Source organism: Pseudomonas sp. LBUM1653 (genome assembly GCF_059716115.1).
On record NZ_CP166803.1, the window covers coordinates 4,432,805 to 4,455,400 of the forward strand.

General features: G+C 60.5%; 21 protein-coding genes. 10 read left to right on the forward strand and 11 right to left on the reverse strand.

Going from position 1 to position 22,596, the window contains the following annotated elements:
* Position 1: 1 nt before the first annotated feature.
* The 3 genes from ACA054_RS19770 to ACA054_RS19780 form a co-directional block, all read right to left on the reverse strand.
* Positions 2-1,114 (reverse strand): succinylglutamate desuccinylase/aspartoacylase family protein, encoded by a 1,113-nt coding sequence (locus ACA054_RS19770; RefSeq protein ID WP_497685764.1) that lies wholly within the window; start codon positions 1,112-1,114, stop codon positions 2-4.
* 174 nt (positions 1,115-1,288) lie between these two features.
* A complete protein-coding gene (locus ACA054_RS19775) occupies positions 1,289-2,068 on the reverse strand; it encodes an ABC transporter substrate-binding protein (RefSeq protein ID WP_497685765.1) in 780 nt (259 codons plus the stop codon).
* A gap of 244 nt (positions 2,069-2,312) precedes the next feature.
* The gene (locus tag ACA054_RS19780; RefSeq protein ID WP_497685766.1) at positions 2,313-2,735 is read right to left on the reverse strand and encodes a rhodanese-like domain-containing protein; all 423 of its coding nucleotides are present in this window, start codon (positions 2,733-2,735) and stop codon (positions 2,313-2,315) included.
* A gap of 101 nt (positions 2,736-2,836) precedes the next feature.
* On the opposite strand from ACA054_RS19780, the gene ftrA reads away from it, so the two are divergent.
* Positions 2,837-3,811 (forward strand): transcriptional regulator FtrA, encoded by a 975-nt coding sequence (ftrA, locus tag ACA054_RS19785; protein WP_497685767.1) that lies wholly within the window; start codon positions 2,837-2,839, stop codon positions 3,809-3,811.
* Between the two features lie 8 nt (positions 3,812-3,819).
* Here ftrA and cobF read toward each other — a convergent pair whose 3' ends face one another.
* Together cobF and ACA054_RS19795 are read right to left on the reverse strand one after the other, a co-directional pair.
* A complete protein-coding gene (cobF, locus tag ACA054_RS19790; protein WP_497685768.1) occupies positions 3,820-4,575 on the reverse strand; it encodes a precorrin-6A synthase (deacetylating) in 756 nt (251 codons plus the stop codon).
* Positions 4,575-5,147, reverse strand: coding sequence for a histidine phosphatase family protein (locus ACA054_RS19795; protein WP_497685769.1), 573 nt, complete (start codon positions 5,145-5,147; stop codon positions 4,575-4,577). Before ACA054_RS19795 ends, cobF begins: the two co-directional genes overlap by 1 nt.
* Positions 5,148-5,489: 342 nt before the next feature.
* Here ACA054_RS19795 and ACA054_RS19800 point away from each other — a divergent pair, with 342 nt between their 5' ends.
* The 3 genes from ACA054_RS19800 (at position 5,490) to ACA054_RS19810 (ending at position 8,621) form a co-directional block, all read left to right on the forward strand.
* Complete coding sequence (locus tag ACA054_RS19800; protein WP_497685770.1) at positions 5,490-6,506, forward strand: arginine N-succinyltransferase; 1,017 nt, start codon at positions 5,490-5,492, stop codon at positions 6,504-6,506.
* Positions 6,507-6,567: 61 nt separating this feature from the next.
* Positions 6,568-7,602 carry an arginine N-succinyltransferase gene (gene astA / locus ACA054_RS19805; protein WP_497685771.1) on the forward strand — a complete coding sequence of 345 codons (1,035 nt, stop codon included), beginning with the start codon at positions 6,568-6,570 and terminating at the stop codon, positions 7,600-7,602.
* Between the two features lie 149 nt (positions 7,603-7,751).
* Positions 7,752-8,621: an isocitrate lyase/PEP mutase family protein gene (locus tag ACA054_RS19810; protein ID WP_497685772.1), complete on the forward strand. Its 870-nt coding sequence runs from the start codon at positions 7,752-7,754 to the stop codon at positions 8,619-8,621.
* Positions 8,622-8,687: 66 nt separating this feature from the next.
* On the opposite strand, the gene ACA054_RS19815 is transcribed toward ACA054_RS19810, so the two are convergent.
* A complete protein-coding gene (locus tag ACA054_RS19815) occupies positions 8,688-10,094 on the reverse strand; it encodes a purine-cytosine permease family protein (protein WP_497685773.1) in 1,407 nt (468 codons plus the stop codon).
* A 323-nt stretch (positions 10,095-10,417) separates the two neighbouring features.
* Here ACA054_RS19815 and ACA054_RS19820 point away from each other — a divergent pair, with 323 nt between their 5' ends.
* From ACA054_RS19820 to ACA054_RS19840, 5 genes are all read left to right on the forward strand, one after another.
* Positions 10,418-10,903 carry a flavin reductase family protein gene (locus tag ACA054_RS19820; protein WP_497685774.1) on the forward strand — a complete coding sequence of 162 codons (486 nt, stop codon included), beginning with the start codon at positions 10,418-10,420 and terminating at the stop codon, positions 10,901-10,903.
* 108 nt (positions 10,904-11,011) lie between these two features.
* Positions 11,012-12,055 (forward strand): LLM class flavin-dependent oxidoreductase, encoded by a 1,044-nt coding sequence (locus ACA054_RS19825; RefSeq protein ID WP_497685775.1) that lies wholly within the window; start codon positions 11,012-11,014, stop codon positions 12,053-12,055.
* A 119-nt stretch (positions 12,056-12,174) separates the two neighbouring features.
* Complete coding sequence (locus tag ACA054_RS19830) at positions 12,175-12,345, forward strand: hypothetical protein (protein ID WP_497690407.1); 171 nt, start codon at positions 12,175-12,177, stop codon at positions 12,343-12,345.
* Between the two features lie 92 nt (positions 12,346-12,437).
* A complete protein-coding gene (locus ACA054_RS19835) occupies positions 12,438-13,115 on the forward strand; it encodes a cysteine hydrolase family protein (RefSeq protein ID WP_497685776.1) in 678 nt (225 codons plus the stop codon).
* 5 nt (positions 13,116-13,120) lie between these two features.
* Positions 13,121-14,485 (forward strand): purine-cytosine permease family protein, encoded by a 1,365-nt coding sequence (locus ACA054_RS19840; RefSeq protein WP_497685777.1) that lies wholly within the window; start codon positions 13,121-13,123, stop codon positions 14,483-14,485.
* Between the two features lie 777 nt (positions 14,486-15,262).
* Here the strand turns inward: ACA054_RS19840 and ACA054_RS19845 are convergent.
* From ACA054_RS19845 to glnT, 5 genes are all read right to left on the reverse strand, one after another.
* Positions 15,263-16,588, reverse strand: a complete 1,326-nt coding sequence (locus tag ACA054_RS19845) for an ammonium transporter (protein WP_497685778.1) — start codon at positions 16,586-16,588, stop codon at positions 15,263-15,265.
* Positions 16,589-16,851: 263 nt separating this feature from the next.
* Complete coding sequence (locus ACA054_RS19850) at positions 16,852-18,174, reverse strand: FMN-binding glutamate synthase family protein (RefSeq protein WP_497685779.1); 1,323 nt, start codon at positions 18,172-18,174, stop codon at positions 16,852-16,854.
* A gap of 20 nt (positions 18,175-18,194) precedes the next feature.
* Complete coding sequence (locus tag ACA054_RS19855; protein ID WP_497685780.1) at positions 18,195-18,878, reverse strand: protein glxC; 684 nt, start codon at positions 18,876-18,878, stop codon at positions 18,195-18,197.
* A gap of 11 nt (positions 18,879-18,889) precedes the next feature.
* A complete protein-coding gene (locus tag ACA054_RS19860) occupies positions 18,890-19,795 on the reverse strand; it encodes a class II glutamine amidotransferase (RefSeq protein ID WP_497685781.1) in 906 nt (301 codons plus the stop codon).
* A gap of 76 nt (positions 19,796-19,871) precedes the next feature.
* Entirely contained in the window at positions 19,872-21,206 is a 1,335-nt protein-coding gene (glnT, locus tag ACA054_RS19865; protein WP_497685782.1) for a type III glutamate--ammonia ligase, read from the reverse strand.
* A gap of 266 nt (positions 21,207-21,472) precedes the next feature.
* Between glnT and ACA054_RS19870 the strand changes: the two genes are divergently transcribed.
* Positions 21,473-22,078, forward strand: a complete 606-nt coding sequence (locus ACA054_RS19870) for a helix-turn-helix domain-containing protein (protein WP_497639243.1) — start codon at positions 21,473-21,475, stop codon at positions 22,076-22,078.
* Positions 22,079-22,596 lie beyond the last annotated feature (518 nt).

Consider the following 22,596-nt stretch of genomic DNA (forward strand, 5'->3'; position numbering starts at 1 on the left):
CTCAATCATTAATCAACTTCCCAACCCGAATCGGCTCGCGCCCGGCCACTTTCGCCTGCCAGGTGCCCGGTTGCGTATAGCGCCCACGATCGATCGCAAACAACACCCCACTTGTCCCCGCGCGCACGGTGGTGACCTTGTCGTTCAACGGGTCGACCACTTCAAACAGTGCATCGCCCTTCTCCACCCACTCCCCGGCATCGCGCAGGAAACTCACCACTCCGTGATGCGGCGCGAACAGGTATTGGGTGCCTTCGAACGGCATGCCCTCGCAGCACTCGCTCGGTGCCACGGGCCAGGTGCCCTTGATGAAACCCTGTTCGGCGAGAAAGCCCAGGATTGCCTCGCAATTGGCCTGGGCCTGATCGACCCGGGTGTCGCCCATACTGCCAAGCTCCAGCGTGGTCGCCAGGTTGGCCGGTGGGATGGCGGCTTCGGGGAAAGCCCTGGCCAGGCGTAACCAGGGCGAAGAGCAAGACTCATCGAAGGAACTGCCGCCGGAATCTTCGCATAGCAACGCAACCCCGGCTTTCAGGCGCGCCGCCAGCGATTGCCACTGCGGCCAGTGTTGCGGCAAGGCGTAGAGGTGAATCGCCGCGTCGAAGTCGCAATGCAGATCGAGGGTGATGTCGGCGTCGCAGGCGTGACGCAGTAACAGGCGGTGCATCGCTTCGAGTTGCGACGCCGGGGCCGGCAGGTCGTCGATTACCTGGCCCATGGCCTGGCGAATCAGGGCGATGTTGGCCGCGGCATCGCTGCCCAGACGATCGCCCACCCGCTGCGCTACCGGTTCGCTCAGTTCGACGAACGAGCGGTTGAAGTTCTTGCCGCTGCCCAGTTCGAAGCGGCCCATGTGGCTGCCTTGCAGGTGCTGATCGAGAGCGATGGGGTTGGCCACCGGCACCAGTTCGATCAGGCCTTGCAGTTGTCCCTGGCTTTCCAGTTCCGCCAGGCGCTGCTTGAGCTCCCATGCCGTGCGCATGCCCGGCAGTTCATCGGCGTGCAGGCTGGCCTGGATATAGACCTTGCGCGTGCCCGCGCCATATCGAAACACGCTGAGGGTGCGCTCTGTACCGAGATGGCTCCAGGGCAATGGGTGATCGATGCGTTGCATGGGAAGACTCCGGTATCTCTGTAGGAGGTGCCGCAGGCTGCGATCTTTTAAAGCAAGATCAAAAGATCGCAGCCTGCGGCAGCTCCTACAAGGGGAATGTGGTAGCCAGAATAAATCATGAGCACAAAAAAAGTGGCCACCGCGTCAACGGGGCCACTTTTTTGAACGGCTCGATTACTCGCCGTAAACGTCAAACTTGAAGTACTTGTCCTGCACTTGCTTGTACTTGCCGTTGGCGCGGATCTCGGTAATGGCTTTGTTGAACTGCTCGGCCAGGGCGGTATCGCCCTTGCGCACGGCAATCCCGGCACCACCGCCGAAGTATTTCGGATCGTTGTACTCAGGCCCCACGAATGCGAAACCTTTACCGGCATCGGTCTTCAGGAAACCGTCGTCCAGGTTGACCGAGTCGGCCAGCAGCGCGTCTACCCGGCCGGACACCATGTCCAGGTTGGCTTCCTGCTGGGAACCGTAGCGCACCAGGATAATCCCTGCCGGCTGCAGCACTTCGGTGGCAAAACGGTCATGGGTACTGGCGCGCAGCACACCGACTTTCTTGCCCTTGAGTTCGGTCAACGGGTCTTTGACGTCGGAACCTTCCTTCATCACGAAACGTGCCGGGGTGTGGTAGTACTTGATGGTGAAATCGACGTTTTTCTTGCGATCGTCGGTGATGGTCATGGACGACAGGATGGCGTCGATTTTCTTGACCTTCAGTGCCGGAATCAGGCCGTCGAACTCTTGCTCGACCCAGGTGCACTTGACGTTCATCTGCTCGCACAAGGCGTCGCCGATGTCCACGTCGAAGCCGGTGAGCTTGCCGTCAGGGGTTTTCATCGAGAATGGCGGGTAACCGGCTTCGATACCGATGCGGATTGGCTTGGTATCGGCGGCTACAGCGGTCAGGGACAACATCGACAGTGCCAGGGCACCGAACATCACTAGCTTGTTCATTTATAACTCCTGTGTGCGGAGACTTTTATTGGCAGCTTTCGGTCGGTAGCTTGTGGCGGGTGGGACCGAAGTGGCCGGCAGTCTAGAGCGGCTTTCACAGGGTAAATTATTTCAAGGCGACAATTATTTATAGAAAGTGGTCGGCACCCTGTAGGAGCGAGCATGCTCGCGAAAAACCTGAGAGCACCGCGGGGTGTCAGGCTCCCCGCGTCATCGTTGACCTCCATCGCGAGCATGCTCGCTCCTACAGGCACGCGCAGCCGATAGTGGCACCCGCCGCACTCAACTCGAATCCTTCATCCAGCCACCCGGTCACGCCGCCGATCATTTCCTTGACCGGGTAACCCAGCGCCGCCAGTTTCACCGCCGCCTTGTTCGCTCCGTTGCAGTGGGGGCCGGCGCAATAGACCACGAACAGACTGGTTTTCGGGTAGCCGAGCAGGCCTTCGGCGCTGAGCAGTCGCCCGGGAATGTTGATCGCGCCCGGTACATGCCCCCGGTCGAATGCCAACGGACCACGCACATCCACCAGAATAAAATCGACTTCGCCGGCCTGTTGGCTGGCGTAGACGTCGGAACAGTCGGTTTCGAATGTCAGGCGGTTGCTGAAATGCATCAAGGCAATGGCCGAAGGGGCGGCGGGTATTTCGCGGACGAGGCTGGTCATGGGCAGAGCTCCGGGATGTCGGTGGGTGTGAACAGACTTTATCTGCCCGCCGCCAGCGGCTAAAGTGGCGCACAAGACACTCACCGGGAATTTTCCGCCAAATGCATTCCTCTCCAGGGCTGGTCGCGATCCTGGCCTACGACGGCCTGTGTACCTTCGAATTCGGCATCGCCGTGGAGATCTTTGGCCTGGCGCGGCCAGAGTTCGATTTCCCTTGGTACAGCCATCAAATCGCGGCCGTCGATCAAGGCCCGATGCGCGCCATGGGCGGCATCCGGGTATTGGCCGATGGCGGCCTGGAGCTAGTGGAAAAGGCGCGGACCGTAATCATTCCCGGCTGGCGCGATCGCCATGCCGACGTACCTGAGGCGTTGTTGACGGCGCTGCGTCAGGCCCATGCGCGGGGCGCGCGGTTGCTGTCGATCTGCTCGGGGGTGTTCGTGCTGGCCGCCACCGGTTTGCTCGACGGTCGCGGCGCTACCACTCACTGGCGCTACACCGCGGAACTGGCCGAACGCTTCCCGAACATCCTGGTGGACCCGGACGTGCTCTACGTCGATTCGGGTCAATTGATCACCTCGGCCGGCAGCGCAGCCGGTATCGACGCCTGCCTGCATCTGGTGGCGCGGGACTTCGGCACTCAGGTCGCCAACTCGGTGGCACGGCGCCTGGTGATGTCACCGCAACGCACCGGGGGCCAGGCGCAGTTCATTCCGACGCCGGTCAGCCCTACGCCGCGCAGCGATCTTTCGCGTGTCATGCAGTGGGCACGGGAGCGTTTGCACGAACCGCTGGAGGTTCGCGACCTCGCCAGCGAGGCCGCCATGAGCGAGCGCACCTTCCTGCGCCGTTTCACCGAAGCCAGCGGCCAGTCGCCCAAGACCTGGTTGCAACATGAACGCCTGGGTCGTGCCCGGGAATTGCTGGAAAGCACCGACCAGCACACCGAGCAGATTGCCCAGCACTGCGGTTATCGGTCGGTGGAAAGCTTCCGCGTGGCATTTCGCAACGTGGTCGGCGTGCCGCCCTCGGTGTACAGGGAACGGTTTGGCCGAACGGACAAGCGCATGTCCTGAGGCGTGCTTCAGGGCTTGCGCAATAGATAGGTGTCCATGATCCAGCCATTGGCCTGCCGGGCCGCCTTGCGCACCCGCTCGATCTGCTGCGCCACCTCCTCGAGCTTGCCGCTGATGAGGATTTCATCCGGCGTCCCGAGGTAAGCTCCCCAGTAAATCTCTGTCTGCTGATCCGCCACATGATGGTAGGCATCCTGGGCATCGAGCATCACCACCAGACTGTCGGCATCGCTCACCTGCCCCGCTGCCAATCGCCGGCCGGTGGTAATTTCAACCGAGCGGCCAATTTGATTGAGCGCCACCTTGTGCTGCGCGGCCAGCGCCTGGACGCTGGTAATGCCGGGGATCACCTCGAACTCGAAAGTACAGGTGCCTGAAACCAGGATCGCCTGCAGGATGCGAATGGTGCTGTCGTACAACGCCGGGTCGCCCCACACCAAAAAACCGCCGCACTGGTCATCGGCCAGTTCCTCATTGATCAGCCGCTCGAAGGTCTGCTGCTTGGCCAGGTTCAACTCATCGACGCTGGTCCTGTAGTCCACGTCGCCACGCTCGCGCTCCGGGCTCTGGGCTTCCACAAAGCGATAATTTGGATCGGTGATATGGCGCTCGCAGAGCTCGCGGCGCAGGTCGATCAGCTTGTCCTTGCTCTGGCCCTTGTCCATGATAAAAAAAACATCGACCCGATTCAGCGCCTTCACGGCCTGCAGGGTGATGTAGTCGGGGTTGCCGGCGCCGATGCCGATGACCAATAATTTTTTCATCACAGCATCCCCTCGTTATCGCTGCACGACAGCCGCAGCCGCCAGCAACCATGGAACTGCAGGTCTATCGTTGACAGCGGCTCGACATCAATCAGGTTGAATGCCGAACCCTGCAGCACGTGCATCAACGCGGCACGCATGATGAATGGATGGGTCACGGCAATCACATGGCCGGGCCACGCTTCCAAAGTTTTCAACCAGGCGGCGACGCGCTCGCCGACTTGCGCCACCGACTCGCCGCCGTGGGGCGCAGAGCGCGGGTCGGCGAGCCAGGCCTGAAGCAATTCGCCCTGGTTTTTTTGCAGGTCGTTGATTCGCACACCGCGCCAATGGCCGAAGTCGCAATCGCGCAGGGCCGCCTCGACTTCCACGGGCTTGCCGAACAGTTCGGCGGTCTGTCGGGTACGCAACTCCGGAGCGCACAACAGGCGCGATGTCTCCTTGAATCGAGCGCCTCGAGAACCACGCGCCGATTGCCAATCCATCTCCAGGGGTTCGTCCACAGGAAAGCGCGCCAGTTTCTGTGCAAGGGTTCGAGCGTGGCAGATCAAGGTCAAACGGGTCGCCTGCACAAAAAAATCACTCTATGGGATAGATAGGAAAACCGGCGCCTGGCCGTCAGTCATTGCCCAATTGTGCCGTAAGAAAGATCTTCAGGGGGCCTCATTTCAACGATTCAAACGCTCTTGAAGGACGACGCCCTACACGGTCCATCAACATCCCCTTCGTCTGCCGCTGACAGTCATTTCCCGCCAATTCGACCGTGGAAAAGTCCCGTGAAAATTAACTAGACATGTAGTGCGCCTTATATAAATACTGTTTTCAACGGATTAACGACACACCTCATCCAGCAGGAGCCGGGATGCCCTCATGCGAAGGCCGGTCACCGAGCCCTTTGATACAGGAGTGCACCCATGCTGGTACTGCGCACCGTGCAACTCACCGACCTGTCCCAGTTGCAGCGATTGGCCCGCGAAAGTTTGGTGGGCGTCACGTCCTTGCCCGATGACAGCGCGCGCTTGCGCGACAGGATTCTCGACTCCTGCACTTCACTGGAACAAAACGTCGAGAGTCCCGGCCCGCAGAATTACTTTTTCGTGCTGGAAGACCAGACGAACCGGCGCCTGGTGGGCTGCTCGGAAATCGTCGCTACGGCCGGTTTCAGCGAACCCTTCTACAGCCTGCGCAATCGCCCTTTCACCAGCGCCTCGCGCGAGCTGAACATCGAGCACGGCGTGCCTGCTCTGTCGCTGTGCCAAGACCTCAACGGCCACACCTTGCTGCGCGGCTTCCATATCGATACGGCGCTGGTGCGTACGGCGCACTCCGAATTGTTGTCGCGGGCGCGCCTGCTGTTCATTGCCGCACATGCAAAACGCTTTGCCGACGCCGTGATCACCGAAATCGTCGGCTTCAGCAGCGATGAAGGCCACTCACCCTTCTGGGATGCCGTGGGCAAGCATTTCTTCGACCTGCCCTACGTCGAGGCCGAGCGGCTCTGCGGTGTGGAAAGCCGAACCTTCCTCGCCCATCTGATGCCGCAATACCCGATCTACGTCCCGATGCTGCCCCAGGCCGCGCAAGACTGCATCGGGCGCATCCACCCCGATGGCCAGGAGGCCTTCGATATCCTTGAACGCGAAGGGTTCGAAACCAACAGCTATGTCGACCTGTTCGATGGCGGCCCGACGCTGTATGCCCGCACCGGCGACATTCGCTCGATCGCGCAGAGCCAGACCGCCCTGGTCAAAACCGGTTCGTCCATCGACGCCCGTGGCCGCTATCTGGTCAGCAACGACTTGCTTGCGGACTATCGCGCCATCGTCGCCGAGCTCGACTACCGCGCCGGGCAAGCCGTGGTCCTGGACACCGGAATGTGCCAGGCACTGCAGGTGACTGAAGGCAGCACCATCCGACTGATCGCCCTGTGAGCATTAAACGCCAGGAGCCCTGTCGACAACGCCCGAACGGGCGTGCAAAAGGCATGGCAGCATGATTGTCCGCCCCGTTCAGGTGACCGACCTGCCCGCCTTGCTCGCGCTGGGCCGCCTGGCAGGCCGCGGCTTGACGACCCTGCCGGTCAACGAAGAGCGCCTGACCCACCGCTTGCGCTGGGCCCAAAGGACCTTCGCCGAACAGGTTGAACGCGCCGACGCCGATTACCTGTTCGTGCTCGAAGACGACGACCAGCAAGTGGTCGGCGTCAGCGCCATGACCGGGGCGGTTGGCCTGCGCGAGCCCTGGTACAACTATCGTGTGGGGCTGACGGTCAATTCTTCACCCGACCTGGGTATTTCGCGACATATCCCGACCTTGTTCCTCAACAACGAGATGACCGGACAATCGGAACTCTGCTCACTGTTCCTGCGCCCTGATCAACGCCGGGGCAGTAACGGCCGACTGCTCTCGCTGGGACGCCTGTTGCTGGCGGCGGAGTTCCCGCACCTGTTCGGCGAGAAACTGATCGCCGAGCTGCGCGGCAGTGCCGACGAAAAAGGTTGCTCACCGTTCTGGGACAGCGTGGGCCGACACTTTTTCAAGATGGATTTCAGCCATGCCGATCATTTGTCGGGGCTGGGCAACAAATCGTTCATCGCCGAGTTGATGCCACGTCAACCGCTCTATACCTGCCTGCTCACCGAACGGGCCCAGTCCGTGATTGGCAAGCCGCATCCCAATTCAGAGCCAGCCCTGAAAATCCTCACTGCCGAGGGTTTCTCCCACCAGGGCTACATCGACATTTTCGACGCGGGCCCGGTCATCGAGGCGCCGGTTTCGGGCATTCGAACCGTGCGCGACAGTCAACACCTGCAACTGGCCATCGGCACCCCGGACGACCAGGCACCGATCTGGCTGATCCACAATCGCCGCCTGGAAAACTGCCGCATCACCGCCGCCCCGGCGCGACTGACGGGCAACAGCCTGATGGTCGACCGCATCACCGCCAAACGCCTGCAGCTGCAACCCGGCGACTCGGTGCGTGCGGTGCCGCTGCCCAATCGACAGCAGCAGGCTGTGGCGGCGTAACTGAGCCCTGCCTGGCTGCAAGATTGAGGTCTTTGGCCGGAAAACCCGTAAATTCGTCATCATTCCAGACCTGCTCGCGTGATAGCCTTTCACATCTTCGGCGTTGACACTTTTGCTCAAGCCCTTCCATTTCCATTGGTGGAACTCATATGTCCAGGCTTTCTCATCAAGATTTGCGCCGCAATTTTCGCCAGCTGTTCGCCTCCAACACCTGCTATCACACCGCGTCGGTCTTCGACCCGATGTCGGCACGCATCGCTGCTGACCTGGGGTTCGAGGTGGGGATCCTCGGTGGGTCGGTCGCGTCGTTGCAGGTACTGGGCGCCCCTGACTTTGCCTTGATCACCCTCAGCGAGTTCGCCGAGCAGGCCACCCGTATCGGCCGCGTCGCCCAATTACCGGTGATCGCCGACGCCGACCACGGCTACGGCAATGCGCTCAATGTCATGCGCACCATCGTCGAGCTGGAACGTGCTGGCGTGGCTGCCCTGACCATCGAAGACACCTTGCTGCCGGCACAATTCGGCCGCAAATCCACGGACCTGATCACGGTCGCCGAAGGTGTCGGCAAGATTCGCGCAGCACTGGAAGCCCGGTGCGACAAGGAAATGGCAATCATCGCCCGCACCCATGCAGGGATTCTGCCGGTCCAGGAAATCATCAGCCGCACCAAGCAATACCAGGCCGCGGGCGCGGATGGCATCTGCATGGTGGGGGTCAAGGATTTCGACCACCTGGAGCAGATCGCCGAGCACCTGAGCGTACCACTGATGCTGGTGACCTATGGCAATCCATTGTTGCGCGATGACCAACGCCTTGCCGAACTGGGCGTGCGCGTCGTCATCGACGGTCACGGTGCCTACTTCGCTGCGATCAAGGCGACTTACGACAGCCTGCGCGAACAGCGTCAGATATTTACCCAGGCGTCGGACCTGAGCGCTACCGAACTGACGCATACCTACACGCAGCCCGAGGAATATATCCGTTGGGCGCAAGAGTTTATGCACGTTAAAGAGTAACCAATCGCCAGAACAAAAATGCCCGGCAAAAGCCGGGCATTCCAGACAAACACCAGCGATCAAAAGTTAGTCGGTATAACTCAACCCCGAAGCCCTGCTCTGCCGAGCCTGCCCACGCGTAGCCAGGCAATAGTAAAGCGGGCAAGTCACCACCAACCCCACCAACCACGACAAATCCGCACCCTCGACCAGATTCGCATAAGGCCCGACATACAACGACGTATTGGCAAACGGCAGCTGCACAATGATCCCGATGAAATACGCCACGATCGCATGCAGATTGAAGCGCCCATAAATCCCGCCATCCGCACGGAAGATCGAGGCAATGTCATAACACCCACGCTTGATCACGTAGAAGTCGATCAGATTGATCGAAGCCCAAGGCACCAGCACCAACAGCAATGCCAGGATCAGCCCGATGAACTGCGAGATAAAATCCGCCGATGCACCCAGCGCCACCACACAGCAACCCGCCAGCACCCCGCTCGACAGCACCACGCGCACTTTGATGCTCGGCGTCCACTGACTGGCGAAGGTCTGGATCGAGGTGATGATCGACAGCACCGCGCCATACAGATTCAAGGCGTTGTGGCTGATGATGTTGAGCAGGAACAGCACCATCAGGATGGGGCCCAGCCAGCCGGTGGATTGCTTCACCGCGGCCATCGCTTCAGTGCCTTCCGGGGTCGCCAGTACAGCCACCGCGCCGAAGGTAAAGGACAGGATCGTGCCCAGGGTTGCCCCCAGGTAGGTGGCCCAGAACGGCTTGGCAATACCGATTTCGGCCGGCAGGTAGCGCGAATAGTCCGACACGTAAGGCGAAAAGCTGATTTGCCAGATGATCCCCAGGGACACGGTGGCCAACCAGCCGGACAGGTTGAAACCACCGCGGGTGAAAAAGTCCGCCGGCAGGTCATGGGCGAAGATGTAGAGGAACCCGGCGAGCAAGGCGCTGCCCATGACCCAGGTGCCGATGCGGTTGAGGGAATGGATGAAGCGGTAACCGATCACGCCGATCGCCGTGGCGCTCAGGGCACCGATCAGGATGCTCGCTGGCACCGGCACCGACGGGGCAATTCCGACAATCGACTTGCCCGCCAGCACGATGTTGGAGATGAAGAAGCCGACATAGATCAGTGCGGCAAAGAACACGATCAGCAACGCGCCATAGCGGCCGAACTGGCCGCGGCTCTGGACCATTTGCGGAATGCCCATGCGTGGTCCCTGGGCCGACGCCAGGGCAATCACCAGCCCGCCGACCATGTGCCCAAGGGCAATCGCCAGCAACCCCCAGAACAGGTCGAGATGGAACACCTGAACCACCATGGCACCGGTGACGATGGGCAGCGGCGCAATGTTGGTACTGAACCATAGGGTGAAAAGATCGCGGGCCTTCCCGTGGCGCTCTGCGAGTGGAACGTAATCGACCGTGTGATTCTCGATCAACGGGTCTTGCCGGGACATCTGGGACATATGCATGAACTCGAGTTTGTCTGTTCTTATCTTTGTATGAAGTCAAACCGGGGGGACTCTCTGGCCGCCCCTCAGATGCGCACCATATTATGGTATTCCAACATTTTCACAAGACTGATCCTGCCTTTGAATGCCCATCTGATCCGCCATCCTGCCGCATGACGGCACCCGACATCCAGCCGAAAGCCCCGCAAACACTGACTTCAAGCCTCAAAGCATACGTTTATCGGACTAGCGAAAAAGCTCTTGCAAACGATGTATTACGGTATACCATCAGACCTACAAACTCATAAAAACCACGCGCCACTCCCGAGGACAGTCCAATGATCGATGCCGCCATCTACAAACAAGTCATGGGCTCGTTCCCGTCCGGCGTCTGCGTGATCACCACACTTGACGACGACGGGCAGATCGTCGGCCTGACCGCCAGCGCCTTCAGCTCGCTGTCGATGGACCCGGCCCTGGTGTTGTTCTGCCCTAACTACAGCTCAGACTCCTACCCGGTCCTGATCAAGAACAAGCGCTTTGCCATTCATGTGCTGTCCGGCGGCCAGCAGAGCGAAGCCTATGCATTCGCACGCAAGGGCAAGGACAAGGCGCAAGGCATCGAGTGGACGTTGAGCGAACTGGGCAACCCGATCCTGGCCAACGCCACGGCGGTCATCGAATGCGAACTGTGGCGCGAGTATGAAGGGGGCGACCACGCGATCATGGTCGGCGCGGTGAAGAACCTGATTGTGCCCCAGCACAACGCCGGGCCACTGGTGTATTGCCACGGCAAGATGGGCGCCCTGCCCGTTCTGGCCTGACACGATCTTTCGATCTGATAAATTTTGCATCATTTTCGTATTATGGTATACCAATAACCATCAGGCCCGCAGTCGACAGGCCGACAACAAAAGATTCGAGGTAGCGTCATGAAATTTTCCCTGTTCGTACACATGGAACGTTGGGACGAAAGCGTCAGCCATCGCCAGCTGTTCGAGGACCTGACCGAACTGACGCTGATGGCCGAAGCCGGTGGTTTCAGCACCGTATGGATCGGTGAACACCACGCCATGGAATACACCATTTCGCCTAGCCCGATGCCATTGCTGGCCTATCTGGCCGGCAAGACCACCACCATTCACCTCGGCGCCGGCACCATCATCGCGCCGTTCTGGCACCCCATCCGAGTCGCCGGCGAATGCGCCCTGCTCGATGTCATCAGCAACGGTCGCATGGAAGTGGGCCTGGCCCGTGGCGCTTACCAGGTTGAATTCGACCGCATGGCCGGCGGCATGCCAGCCTCCTCTGGCGGCCAGGCATTGCGGGAAATGGTTCCGGTGGTGCGTGCCCTGTGGCAAGGCGACTACGCCCATGACGGCGACATCTGGAAATTCCCGACGTCCACCAGCGTGCCCAAGCCGATCCAGAAACCGAACCCGCCGATGTGGATCGCCGCCCGTGACCCGGACTCGCACAACTTCGCCGTAGCCAACGGCTGCAACGTGATGGTCACGCCGCTGATGAAGGGCGACGAGGAAGTCCTGGACCTGAAGAACAAATTCCAGACCGCCCTGGACAACAACCCGAACGTGCCGCGCCCGCAATTGATGGTGCTGCGTCATACCCACGTGCACTCGGTCGACGATCCCGAAGGCTGGAAAGTCGGGGCCAAGGCCATCGCCAGGTTCTACCGCACCTTCGATGCCTGGTTCGGCAACAAGGAAACCCCGGTCAACGGCTTCCTGGCACCGAGTCCGGAAGAGAAATTCGCCGGCCGCCCAGAGTTCGAACTGGAGAGCCTGCACAAGACGGCCATGATCGGCACCCCGGAGGAAATCATTCCGCGCATCAAGTACTATCAGGAGCTGGGCGTCGACGAGTTCAGCTTCTGGTGCGACAACAGCCTGCCGCACGCCGAGAAGAAAAAGTCCCTGGAGCTGTTTATCAAACACGTGGTGCCGGCGTTTCGCTGAACCCACCTCCCCCCCTTGTGGGAGCGAGCCTGCTCGCGAAGCGATCTGACAGTCGACATTTATGTTGGATGTGAAACCCTCTTCGCGAGCAGGCTCGCTCCCACAAGGATTGATGTTTGATGCGTAGGTCGATTTCCATGTTCAATGGTCGTCTCCAATCAATCGCCCTTCCCTCCGGCGCCGAGCAGGTTTACCTGCGCGGCGAATGGACCGCTTCACATATCCATTTCAAGCGCCTGCGCGCCAGCGTTTCCGCCAAGCAGAACGGCTTCTGGCAACCCGTTTACTGAGCCCGCCCGAATAGAAAGTCACGCACTTCATACCGCTTCATTACGCGGTATGCACTGTGCATTGTGCTTCGGCTCATGATCAGGTTTGCCCCATGAACAATAAAAACGCACTGTTGATCATCGACATGCAACAGGAGGACAGTTTCGTCCTCGAACACTTCGACTCGGTGCTGGCCAACACGGCCGCACTCCTCAAAACCGCCCGCCAGCAGCGGGTCCCGATCCTCTATACCCGCTATATCAATCAAGCCGATGGCAGCGACCTGCCACGCGGCGAACCCCGCGCGCCCGATGGCGGTCCGAGCGGTTACCGTGCCGGCACCCGTCAGGTGGAGATCATCGAAAGCCTGGCCCCGCGGCCCGATGAAGCCATTGTCGATAAAGGCCGTTACAGCGCCTTCCACCGTACCGATCTGGACGCCCGGCTCAAGGCACTGAACGTCGAAACACTGATCATCAGCGGCGTGCTGACCGATGTCTGCGTGCTGACCACGGTGTTCGATGCCTTCGCCCTGGGTTATCACATTCGCCTGGTCAGCGACGCCTGCACCACGACCACCCTGGCCGGACACTACTCGGCACTGTTGATCATGGCCAACTGGGTCTACTCCCTGGAAATCCTCACCAGCAGCGAATGCCGGCGCGCCCTGCAAAACCTTGACTACCTGAGCCTCAATCCCGAGCACCCGGACCTGTTCGCCCACCAGCCCCATGAACTGCCAGGCACCATCGCCCGGCTGCAGACCCACCTCGTGCGGACTCAGGAGTAATCGCCATGCAAGTCGAAAAAAGAAGCATCGATTTCATCCCCGAAGCCGAACGCCATGGCCGGCCGGGGTCGCTGTTCTTCATCTGGTTCGGCGCCAACATGAACATCACCACCATCGCCTCCGGAGTGCTGCCGGTGGTGATGGGGCTCAACCTGTTCTGGAGCGCCCTGGCAATCATCATCGGCTCGTTGCTGGGGGCGATTTTCATGGCCTCCCATTCCGCTCAGGGGCCGAAGCTGGGTATCCCGCAGATGATCCAGAGCCGCGCGCAGTTCGGCGTGCTCGGGGCGGTGTTGCCGCTGCTGTTCGTGATGCTGATCTATCTGGGGTTCTTCGTCAGCAACACCCTGCTGGCGGCCCAGGCGCTGGAATCCGTCAGCCCGTTGCCGGCCAGCGGCAACATCTACCTGATCGGCGCCTTGTGTTTCGTGGTTGCGCTGTATGGCTACCGGCTGATTCACCGTTTGCAGAAGCTGCTGTCGATCCTCTCGCTGCTGGTATTCGCCGCCGCCACGCTGTTCGCCTTGCAGCTGTCGATTCCGGCCGAGCAATGGCTGCCGACGGGGTTCTCGCTGTCGAAGTTCCTGGTGGCGGTGAGCATTGCCGTGACCTGGCAACTGTCCTATGCGCCTTACGTTGCCGACTATTCGCGTTACCTGCCGAGCCGCACGAGCGCCGCACAGGTGTTCTGGTACAGCTACGCCGGCACGGTCAGCGGCGGTGCGTGGATGATGATTCTCGGTGCAATCCTGAGCGTCGGCTTCGGCGATTTTTCCAGTAACGTCGGCGGCCATGTTGCCGGGCTGTTCGGCAGCGGCGCGATCCTGCTGTTCGCCTTCATCGTCTATGGCCAGGTGTCGATCAACGTGTTCAACCTGTACGGGGCGTTCATGTCGACCATCACGGTGATCGAACCCTTCGCTCGATTGAAAGTGACGCCACGGGTACGCGGCCTGTTCATGCTGGTGATCAGCGTGGTAGCGACCGGCCTGTGCACCATCAGTCAGGACGATTTCATCACCTTCTTCCTCAACTTCATTTTCTTCATGAGTTACTTCCTGATCCCCTGGACGGCGATCAATCTGGTGGACTTCTACTGCCTGCGCAAAGGTGAATACCGGATCGATGACATCTTCGACCTCAACGGCATTTATGGTCGAGTCAACTGGATCGCCTGCGGCAGTTTCATACTCGCGATTGCCCTGGAGATTCCGTTCATGAATACCACGCTCTATGTCGGTCCGGTCGCCACGGCGCTCGAGGGTGTCGACCTGGCCTGGCTAGTCGGCTTGCTGGTGCCGGCCTTGAGTTACTACTGGCTGATGAAACTCGGCAAGCGAGCGCCGGCGCTGAAACAAGCGTCGCAATAACCGTGGTACGACAACGCCGGCCTTGGGCCGTAATGCTGCTCACTTAAGCGTGGGGGTTGTATATAAGAACTGGATGGGGTGTATATCCATTGCTGCGGTAACGGCCACCTAAGGTTTCGCCCTTACGGCGAGTCCCTTTTTCAAACGCCTGTACGGACCGGACACATGGTTGACGGGTGTGCGGGGACATGGTGGACACTTTTCGGCGAACCAACTTCGCCGGGTGTACCTGATCCCTTGTGGGAGCGAGCCTGCTCGCGATGGACGTCAACGATAACGCGCCCTGTCCGGATGAACGCGTTGTCTGGACGTTATTCGCGAGCAGGCTCGCTCCCACAGGGGAATGCGGACAGACCTGCAATCAGGTCGGCTTTAAGGCCGCCTCGCGTTGGCTTTTGCTGTTGCTTTTGATTTTCTTGCCCCATCGAGAGGCTTCGTTCCGGTTCTGCGCAGTGGGTAAACCGGCATGGATGCCGGTTTAGCCGCGCTGGGCCAAGGATGGCCCATCGCGGCGGGCCCCTGTAGGAGCGAGCATGCTCCGGGCGGCGTTCCGACGAAAAACCTGAGAGCACCACGGGGTGTCAGGCTCCCCGCGTCATCGTTGACCTCCATCGCGAGCATGCTCGCTCCTACAGGCTCTTCCAAGTGACTCGCCGTAAGGGCGAAACCCTAGGTGGCCGTTACCGCAGCAATGGATATACACCCAATCCAAATGCCCTCCCAACCTAAAGTGAACAGCATTAGACCCTGGACCGGCGTTGTTTTGTTTAAAACCTCCTAGTGGTTGTAAGCACGCTCATTGTGCTCGCCCATGTCCAGGCCCATCTCCTCCACCGTTTCATCGGCACGCAGGCCGACCACGACATTCACCACCTTGAGAATGATCCAGCTGATGACGAAGCAGTACACCGTCGTCAGCACCACACCTTTGACTTGCGCCAGCACCTGACCGCCCATGGTCACGCCTTCCACCAGCCCGCCCAGGGACGGTACGCAAAACACGCCGGTCAATACCGCGCCGATCATCCCGCCGATGCCGTGCAGCCCGAACACATCCAGGCTGTCGTCATAACCGAAGCGGCGTTTAAGCACGGTGACGCTCAAGTAGCAGAACACCCCGCACAACAAACCGATGGCCAGGGCACCGCCCACGCCCACATAGGCGCATGCCGGCGTAATCCCCACCAGACCGGCCAGGGCACCGCTGGCCAGGCCCAGCGCACTCGGTTTGCCGACCTTGAACCACTCGGTGAACATCCAGCCAAGAATCCCCGCGCACGCCCCCAGTTGGGTGTTGAGCATGACGATGCCGGACGTGCCACTGAGGCCGCCACCGGAACCGATATTGAAGCCGAACCAGCCGACCCAGAGCATCGCTGCACCGGCCATGGTCAGGCTCAGGTTGTGCGCCGGCATCGGCGTATTTTCATAGCCCTTGCGCTTGCCCAGGATCAGGCAGGCGGCCAGCGCGGCGACGCCGGCATTGATGTGCACGGCGGTGCCACCGGCAAAGTCGAGGACACCCCAGTTATGCATCAAGGCCCCCGCACCACCCCAGACCATGTGCGCCACCGGGGCGTACACCAGGGTGAACCACAGCGCCATGAACAACAGCGCCGCAGAGAACTTCATGCGTTCGGCGAAGGCACCGGCTATCAGCGCCGGGGTGATGATGGCGAAGGTCATCTGGAAGGTCACGAACACCCCTTCCGGGATCTCGCCGACCAGGCTTTCCGGGGTCATTCCGGCCAGGAAGGCCCGGCTCATGCCGCCGACAAAACTGTTGAAGGTCACCTCGCCCTCGACCATGCCCGTGGTGTCGACCACCATGCTGTAGCCGTAGATCACCCACAAGACGCCCACTAGCCCTGCGATGCCGAAACACTGGGTGAACAACGACAGCATGTTTTTCGCCCGCACCAGGCCGCCATAAAACAATGCAAGGCCCGGCAGGCACATGAATAACACCAGCACCGCGGCCATCACCATCCAGGCGGTGCTGCCGGTGTTCAATGTTGGTGCATCGGCTGCCTGCGCCAAGGGCACCAGCGCACCGCTCGCCAGTAAGCCAAGAAGGGAATTGCCGAGAAGACGATTGACCATGTTCAAAGCTCCTGCAATGGAAATCGGAAGTGTCGGCAGCGAGCAAGTGGTAAAACTACGGGCCTTGGTGGCCTCTTCGAATATCTGACGCATACACGTCCCTGTAGGAGCCAGGCTTGCCGGCGAAAGCGATCTTCAGGACGCCTTCGCCCGTAGGAGCCAGGCTTGCCGGCGAAGGCGATCTTCAGGACGCCTTCGCCCGTAGGAGCCAGGCTTGCCGGCGAAAGCGATCTTTCGGACGCCTTCGCCGGCAAGCCTGGCTCCTACACACCGGAACCCGGAATCCAGCTTGTCCCCGCCAGCGGTACCCGCGCCATGGCCGCCGATTCCACCGTCAACGCCACCAGATCCTCCGGATCCAGGTTGTGCAGATGCGACTTGCCGCAAGCCCGGGCCATGGTCTGTGCTTCCAGCACTAACACCCGCAGGTAGTTGGCCAGACGGCGACCGCCTTCCACCGGGTCCAGGCGCTTGGACAGCTCCGGGTCCTGGGTGGTGATCCCGGCCGGGTCGCGGCCGTTCTGCCAATCGTCATAAAAGCCTGCGGCCGAACCAATTTTGTGCAGTTCTTCATCCAGACGCGGGTGGTTGTCGCCCAGCGCAATCAGGGCCGCCGTGCCAATGGCCACCGCGTCCGCCCCCAGCGCCATGGCCTTGGCCACGTCGGCACCGTTGCGAATCCCTCCCGAAACGATCAGTTGAACCTTGCGATGCATGCCCATCTCTTGCAAAGCCTGTACCGCTTGCGGGATGGCCGGCAAAATCGGAATCCCCACGTGTTCGATAAACACTTCCTGGGTCGCCGCCGTGCCACCTTGCATGCCATCGAGCACGATCACGTCGGCCCCGGCCTTCACCGCCAGCTTGACGTCGTAGTAAGGTCGGCTCGCGCCGATCTTCACGTAAATCGGCTTCTCCCAATCGGTGATTTCGCGGATCTCGGCGATCTTGATCGCCAAGTCATCCGGGCCGGTCCAGTCCGGGTGACGGCAGGCGCTGCGCTGGTCGACACCGATCGGCAAGGTGCGCATGCCGGCCACCCGCTCGGTGACTTTCATGCCCAGCAACATGCCGCCGCCACCGGGCTTGGCGCCCTGCCCCAAGACGATTTCGATGGCGTCCGCCTTGCGCAGGTCATCCGGGTTCATGCCGTAGCGCGATGGCAGGTACTGATAGACCAGATGCTGCGATTGCCCGCGCTCTTCCGGGGTCATGCCGCCGTCACCGGTGGTGGTGCTGGTACCGGCGATGGTCGCGCCTCGGCCCAAGGCTTCCTTGGCATTGGCCGACAACGCACCGAAGCTCATGCCGGCGATGGTCACTGGAATCTTCAGGTGAATCGGCTTCTTGGCGAAGCGGTTGCCGAGGATCACATCGGTGCCGCACTTTTCCCGATAGCCTTCGAGCGGGTAGCGCGACACGCTGGCGCCCAGCAGCAGCAAATCATCGAAGTGCGGGACCTTGCGCTTGGTACCACCGCCGCGAATGTCATAGATGCCGGTCTCGGCGGCGCGCTGGATTTCCTGGATGGTCAGGCGGTCGAAGGTCGCGGACTCGCGCAGTACTGGAGGGTTCTTCTCACTCATGTTCGTTCTCCTCGCGTAGATCAATACGCGGACGCGTTATCGACTTTGAAGTTGTACAACTGCCGGGCCGAGCCGTAGCGCTTGAAGTCATCCGCCTTGTGTTCGAAACCGGCACGATTGAGTAGCACTTGCAGCTCTTCCAGGTGCTCGGCACGCATCTCTTTCTCGATGCAGTCCGACCCCAGCGACGCGACGCTGCCCTTCACGTAAATGTGCGTTTCGTACAGCGAATCGCCCAGTGCATCGCCGGCATCGCCGCACACTACCAGGCGCCCGGCCTGCCCCATAAAGCAGCTCATGTGGCCAATGCTGCCGCCGACCACGATGTCGATGCCTTTCATGGAAATGCCGCAACGGGCCCCGGCGTCCCCTTCGATCACCAGCAACCCGCCATGGGCGGTGGCGCCGGCAGCCTGGGACGCGCTGCCTTTGATCCGCACGTAACCGGACATCATGTTTTCCGCGACACCCACACCCGCGTTGCCGTGCACGGTGATGCTCGCTTTCTGGTTCATGCCCGCGCAGTAGTAACCGGCATGCCCCTGGATATCGATGGACACGGCCTGGTTCACCCCGACGGCGAGGTTGTGCTTGCCGTTGGAATGGGTCACCACCCATTCGCGGTCTTCTACGTTGTGGACCTGGTCATGCAGCGCCTGATTGAGGTCGCGCACGCTGACAATGGAAAGATCGATGGTTTTCATGTGTGCGCTCCTTAAGCTGACTCGCGTTCCCAGATGTACAAGGTGGCCGGTGCCGGCTCCCAGATCCTGGCGTTTTCAATGCCTGGCAGGCTCGACAACGCCTGATATTCCGAGGCCATGGCGACGTAGTCGTCGGTCTCGGCGAGGATCGCCGGCTTGCAGGCGATCGGGTCGCGGATCACTGCAAAGCCGTTGCGGGTACCGATGGCGAAGGTGAAAAAACCGTCGAGGTCCTCCAGCGCATGGTCCAGCGCCTCTTTCAACGAATCGCCCTGCTGCAGGCGCCAGGTCAGGTAACCGGCGGCCACTTCCGTGTCGTTGTCGGTTTCGAACTGGATGCCTTCGCGCTTGAGTTCCTGGCGCAGGCGGAAGTGGTTGGACAGCGAGCCGTTGTGCACCAGGCACAGGTCGGCACCGGTGGAAAACGGGTGGCTGCCTTCCATGGTCACCGCACTTTCGGTGGCCATGCGGGTGTGGCCGATGATGTGACTGCCCTGCATGCCGGCCAGCCCGAAGCGTTGGGAAATCTCCTGGGGCAAGCCCATGCCCTTGAGGATTTCAATGCTCTGCCCGGCGCTCATGATGCGCACGCTTGGCGCCAGTTCGGCGAGGGCCAGACGTACCGGCGCCTCCTCAGCGTGGATCTTCAATACGGCGGCGCTGGCGTTCTGGAACCAATCCAGCGAGCAGCCGAGACGGCCTTCCAGTTCACCCATCAGGGCTGACCAGTCGAAGCTTTCGGTGGTCGCCTGCAGGGTCAGCTTGACCCAGCCATCGGCCACTTCATCGCCATAGATGGCGAATCCGGCACTGTCCGGACCACGGTCGGTCATGGCCTGCAACATTGGTTCGAAAAGTTGGCCCAGCCGGGATTCCAGCTGCGGATTTTTCAGGTAAAGACCTACGATTCCACACATAAAACAGTCCTCACTACGTTCGGCAGCCGCCAGTTTCAAGCGGCGAGATGGTTCGTTTGAGCGCGCCCGGTGGCGCTTAGAAAAATTCGGTGTAGCGCTGCACTTCCCAGTCGGAGACGTGGCGGCTGTACTCCACCCACTCCATGCGCTTGAGCTTGATGAACTCGCCCACGATCTGCGGGCCCAGCACTTCGGCAAACAACGGGTCGGCCTCCAGCGCATCGCAGGCTTCCTTGAGCGATTGCGGCAAGGTCTTGATGCCGCGCGCGGCGATCTGCTCCAGGCTCAGGCTGTAGAGGTTTTCGTTGCAGACGTGGTCGATTTCCAGCTGGCGGTCGATGCCATCCAGGCCGGCGGCGATGATCGCGGCGCTGACCAGATAGGGATTGCAGCCGGCATCCGGCAGGCGGAACTCCAGGCGGCCGTAAGGCACCCTGACCATCGCCGAACGGTTGTTGGCACCGAAGGCAATGAACGCCGGTGCCCAGGTCGCGCCGGACAACGAATTGCCCACCACCAGGCGCTTGTAGGAGTTCACCGTCGGCGCCGCAAACGCGCAGAGCGCCGGGCCATGGGCAAGCAAGCCGGCGGCGAAGTGATAGGCCATTTTCGACAGACCCATGCCGCTCGGGTCGCCGGCATCAAAGAACAGGTTCTTGTTCTCGGCACTGCTGATCGACAGGTGAAAGTGCATGCCGTTGCCGGCCCGCTTCGGGTCCGGCTTGGGCATGAACGAACAGATCATGCCCAGGTCATTGGCGATCTCGCCGGCGGCCATGCGAAAGAAGGTGAAGCGATCCGCCGAGGTCATGGCATCGCTGTAGGTGTAGTTGATCTCGAACTGGCCGTTGGCGTCTTCGTGATCGATTTGATAGACCTCGAAATCCACGGCCTGCAAGGCTTCGGTCAAGCGTTCGAGGAACACCCGGGAGCGCGACAGGCCCTTGTAGTCGTAGCAAGGCTTGTCCAGGTTGTCGCTGAGGTCGACCAGCTGCAACTTGCCCTGCTCGTCGCGACGCATCAGGTTGAACTCCGGCTCCAGACCGGTATTGAGGGTCCAGCCCTTGTCCTCCAGGCGCCGGATCTGCTGCTGCAATACATAACGGCTGTCATAGGGATGGGGTTTGCCATCGACATGACCGACGCACACCACCCGGCCATACCCCGGCTGCCAGGGCACGGGCGTCAGTGTGGCCAGGTCACCGCGGGCCATGAAGTCCGGGCCATGCGGCTCCATGCCCATGCCACTGATCGCGAACCCGGCAAAACCGGCGCCTTCTTCGGCCACCGTCTTGAGCCCACAGATCGGCACCGATTTGGTCTTGGCCGCACCATGGATATCGACAAACTGCGCAAGCACATACTTGATCCCGTGCTTGTCGATGATGCGCTGGGTTTCTGCTGGCAACATTGCTCGTCACTCCTCGCGAAAGGCAAATCTCTAGTGGGTTGGCCCTGACTTTCTTTTTATTCCTGAAAAGAAAGTTTGTTTCCCAATAGGAATGCAAGGCCCTTGCCAGCTTCGCGAATGGCGCGTGAAAAGCGCTTTTGTGCTGTTTATATGGGAAAAATCTTTTCCCCGTGGGAATATTGCCCGGTGGATGCGCGCCAGACGCCGCGATTCGCACTTTCTCAGTGCGAAACGATTATTACTGAACGGAAAGTGTGCAGGATCCGATGACTATGCCGACCGAAACCGCCCCGCGTCTCAAGCTTGAGCAATACCTGGGTTTGCAGATCAAACGCCAGCGCCAGGCCCAAGACCTGAAACTGTCCGATGTGGCCAAGATTGCCGATATCAGCCAGGGCATGTTGAGCAAGATCGAAAACGCCCAGGTCTCCACCAGCCTCGACACCCTCAGCCGCCTGTGCGACGTGCTGGGCCTGCCACTGTCGAAATTGTTCAGTGAGTACGACCAGCAGGACGGCAGCGCGCTATTGGTCAAGGCCGACCAGGGCATGGAGGTGGTGCGCCGGGGAACAGAGAAAGGCCATACCTATCATTTGCTCAATCACACCCGCGGGCCCAAGAAGAGTTTCGAGGCCTACATGGTGAGCATGGATGACGCCAGCGAAGAGTTTCCGACCTTCTCCCACCCCGGGACCGAGTTTTTGCATTTGCTTGAAGGTGAGCTGATTTATCGGCATGGCAATCAGTTGTATCGCATGGAGGCTGGGGACAGCCTGACCTTCGAAGGGGAAATACCCCATGGGCCTGAAGAGTTGGTGCAGGTGCCGATCCGGTTGTTGTCGATCATGAATTACGGTAGCGACAAGGAATGATTTAGCTCACATCCAAAATCAGACCGGTCGCCCGCCTTGCTTTAGCCGTTGCTGTTGCTGTTGCTGTTGCTGTTGCTGTTGCTTTGGCTTTGGCTTTGGCTTTGGCTTTGGATCTTGATCCACCCGCCCCTTCGGGAGGCTGAGTGGAGGTGTTCATCCGGGGAGTGGCGCGCAGCGCCGTTCGACGCAGTCGAACACATCGCATGTAGGTGCCAGCGAAGCCAACCGGAGGGCGATGCCCCCGGATGAATGCCGGAGCGAAGGAACCCCGAGCCTTAGCGAGGGGCCGGACGCTGGGGCAAGACCTTTGCTTCCTTTGGGGCGTTTGCCAAAGGGAGTCGGCCGTCAGGGCGAAACCATAAGTGGCCGTTACCGCAGCAATGGATATGTACACAGTCGACAAAACACAGGTCGGCTGTCAGGCCGCCTTCGCTGGCAGGCCAGCTCCCACAGTTGATCGGGTACAGCCGCGAGACGGCAAGCCTGGCTCCTACAATTCTTAACATGTGCGTCTGCAA

Excerpts from the sequence above, each read along its gene's own strand:
- ACA054_RS19825 (WP_497685775.1), top strand. The coding sequence starts at position 11,012 with ATGAAATTTTCCCTGTTCGTACACATGGAACGTTGGGACGAAAGCGTC.
- ACA054_RS19810 (WP_497685772.1), top strand. The coding sequence starts at position 7,752 with ATGTCCAGGCTTTCTCATCAAGATTTGCGCCGCAATTTTCGCCAGCTG.
- ACA054_RS19820 (WP_497685774.1), top strand. The coding sequence starts at position 10,418 with ATGATCGATGCCGCCATCTACAAACAAGTCATGGGCTCGTTCCCGTCC.
- ACA054_RS19835 (WP_497685776.1), top strand. The coding sequence starts at position 12,438 with ATGAACAATAAAAACGCACTGTTGATCATCGACATGCAACAGGAGGAC.
- ACA054_RS19780 (WP_497685766.1), bottom strand. The coding sequence starts at position 2,735 with ATGACCAGCCTCGTCCGCGAAATACCCGCCGCCCCTTCGGCCATTGCC.
- glnT (WP_497685782.1), bottom strand. The coding sequence starts at position 21,206 with ATGTTGCCAGCAGAAACCCAGCGCATCATCGACAAGCACGGGATCAAG.
- ACA054_RS19830 (WP_497690407.1), top strand. The coding sequence starts at position 12,175 with ATGCGTAGGTCGATTTCCATGTTCAATGGTCGTCTCCAATCAATCGCC.
- cobF (WP_497685768.1), bottom strand. The coding sequence starts at position 4,575 with ATGAAAAAATTATTGGTCATCGGCATCGGCGCCGGCAACCCCGACTAC.
- ACA054_RS19870 (WP_497639243.1), top strand. The coding sequence starts at position 21,473 with ATGACTATGCCGACCGAAACCGCCCCGCGTCTCAAGCTTGAGCAATAC.
- ftrA (WP_497685767.1), top strand. The coding sequence starts at position 2,837 with ATGCATTCCTCTCCAGGGCTGGTCGCGATCCTGGCCTACGACGGCCTG.
- ACA054_RS19845 (WP_497685778.1), bottom strand. The coding sequence starts at position 16,588 with ATGGTCAATCGTCTTCTCGGCAATTCCCTTCTTGGCTTACTGGCGAGC.
- ACA054_RS19800 (WP_497685770.1), top strand. The coding sequence starts at position 5,490 with ATGCTGGTACTGCGCACCGTGCAACTCACCGACCTGTCCCAGTTGCAG.
- ACA054_RS19840 (WP_497685777.1), top strand. The coding sequence starts at position 13,121 with ATGCAAGTCGAAAAAAGAAGCATCGATTTCATCCCCGAAGCCGAACGC.
- ACA054_RS19860 (WP_497685781.1), bottom strand. The coding sequence starts at position 19,795 with ATGTGTGGAATCGTAGGTCTTTACCTGAAAAATCCGCAGCTGGAATCC.
- ACA054_RS19850 (WP_497685779.1), bottom strand. The coding sequence starts at position 18,174 with ATGAGTGAGAAGAACCCTCCAGTACTGCGCGAGTCCGCGACCTTCGAC.
- ACA054_RS19775 (WP_497685765.1), bottom strand. The coding sequence starts at position 2,068 with ATGAACAAGCTAGTGATGTTCGGTGCCCTGGCACTGTCGATGTTGTCC.
- ACA054_RS19855 (WP_497685780.1), bottom strand. The coding sequence starts at position 18,878 with ATGAAAACCATCGATCTTTCCATTGTCAGCGTGCGCGACCTCAATCAG.
- astA (WP_497685771.1), top strand. The coding sequence starts at position 6,568 with ATGATTGTCCGCCCCGTTCAGGTGACCGACCTGCCCGCCTTGCTCGCG.
- ACA054_RS19815 (WP_497685773.1), bottom strand. The coding sequence starts at position 10,094 with ATGTCCCAGATGTCCCGGCAAGACCCGTTGATCGAGAATCACACGGTC.
- ACA054_RS19770 (WP_497685764.1), bottom strand. The coding sequence starts at position 1,114 with ATGCAACGCATCGATCACCCATTGCCCTGGAGCCATCTCGGTACAGAG.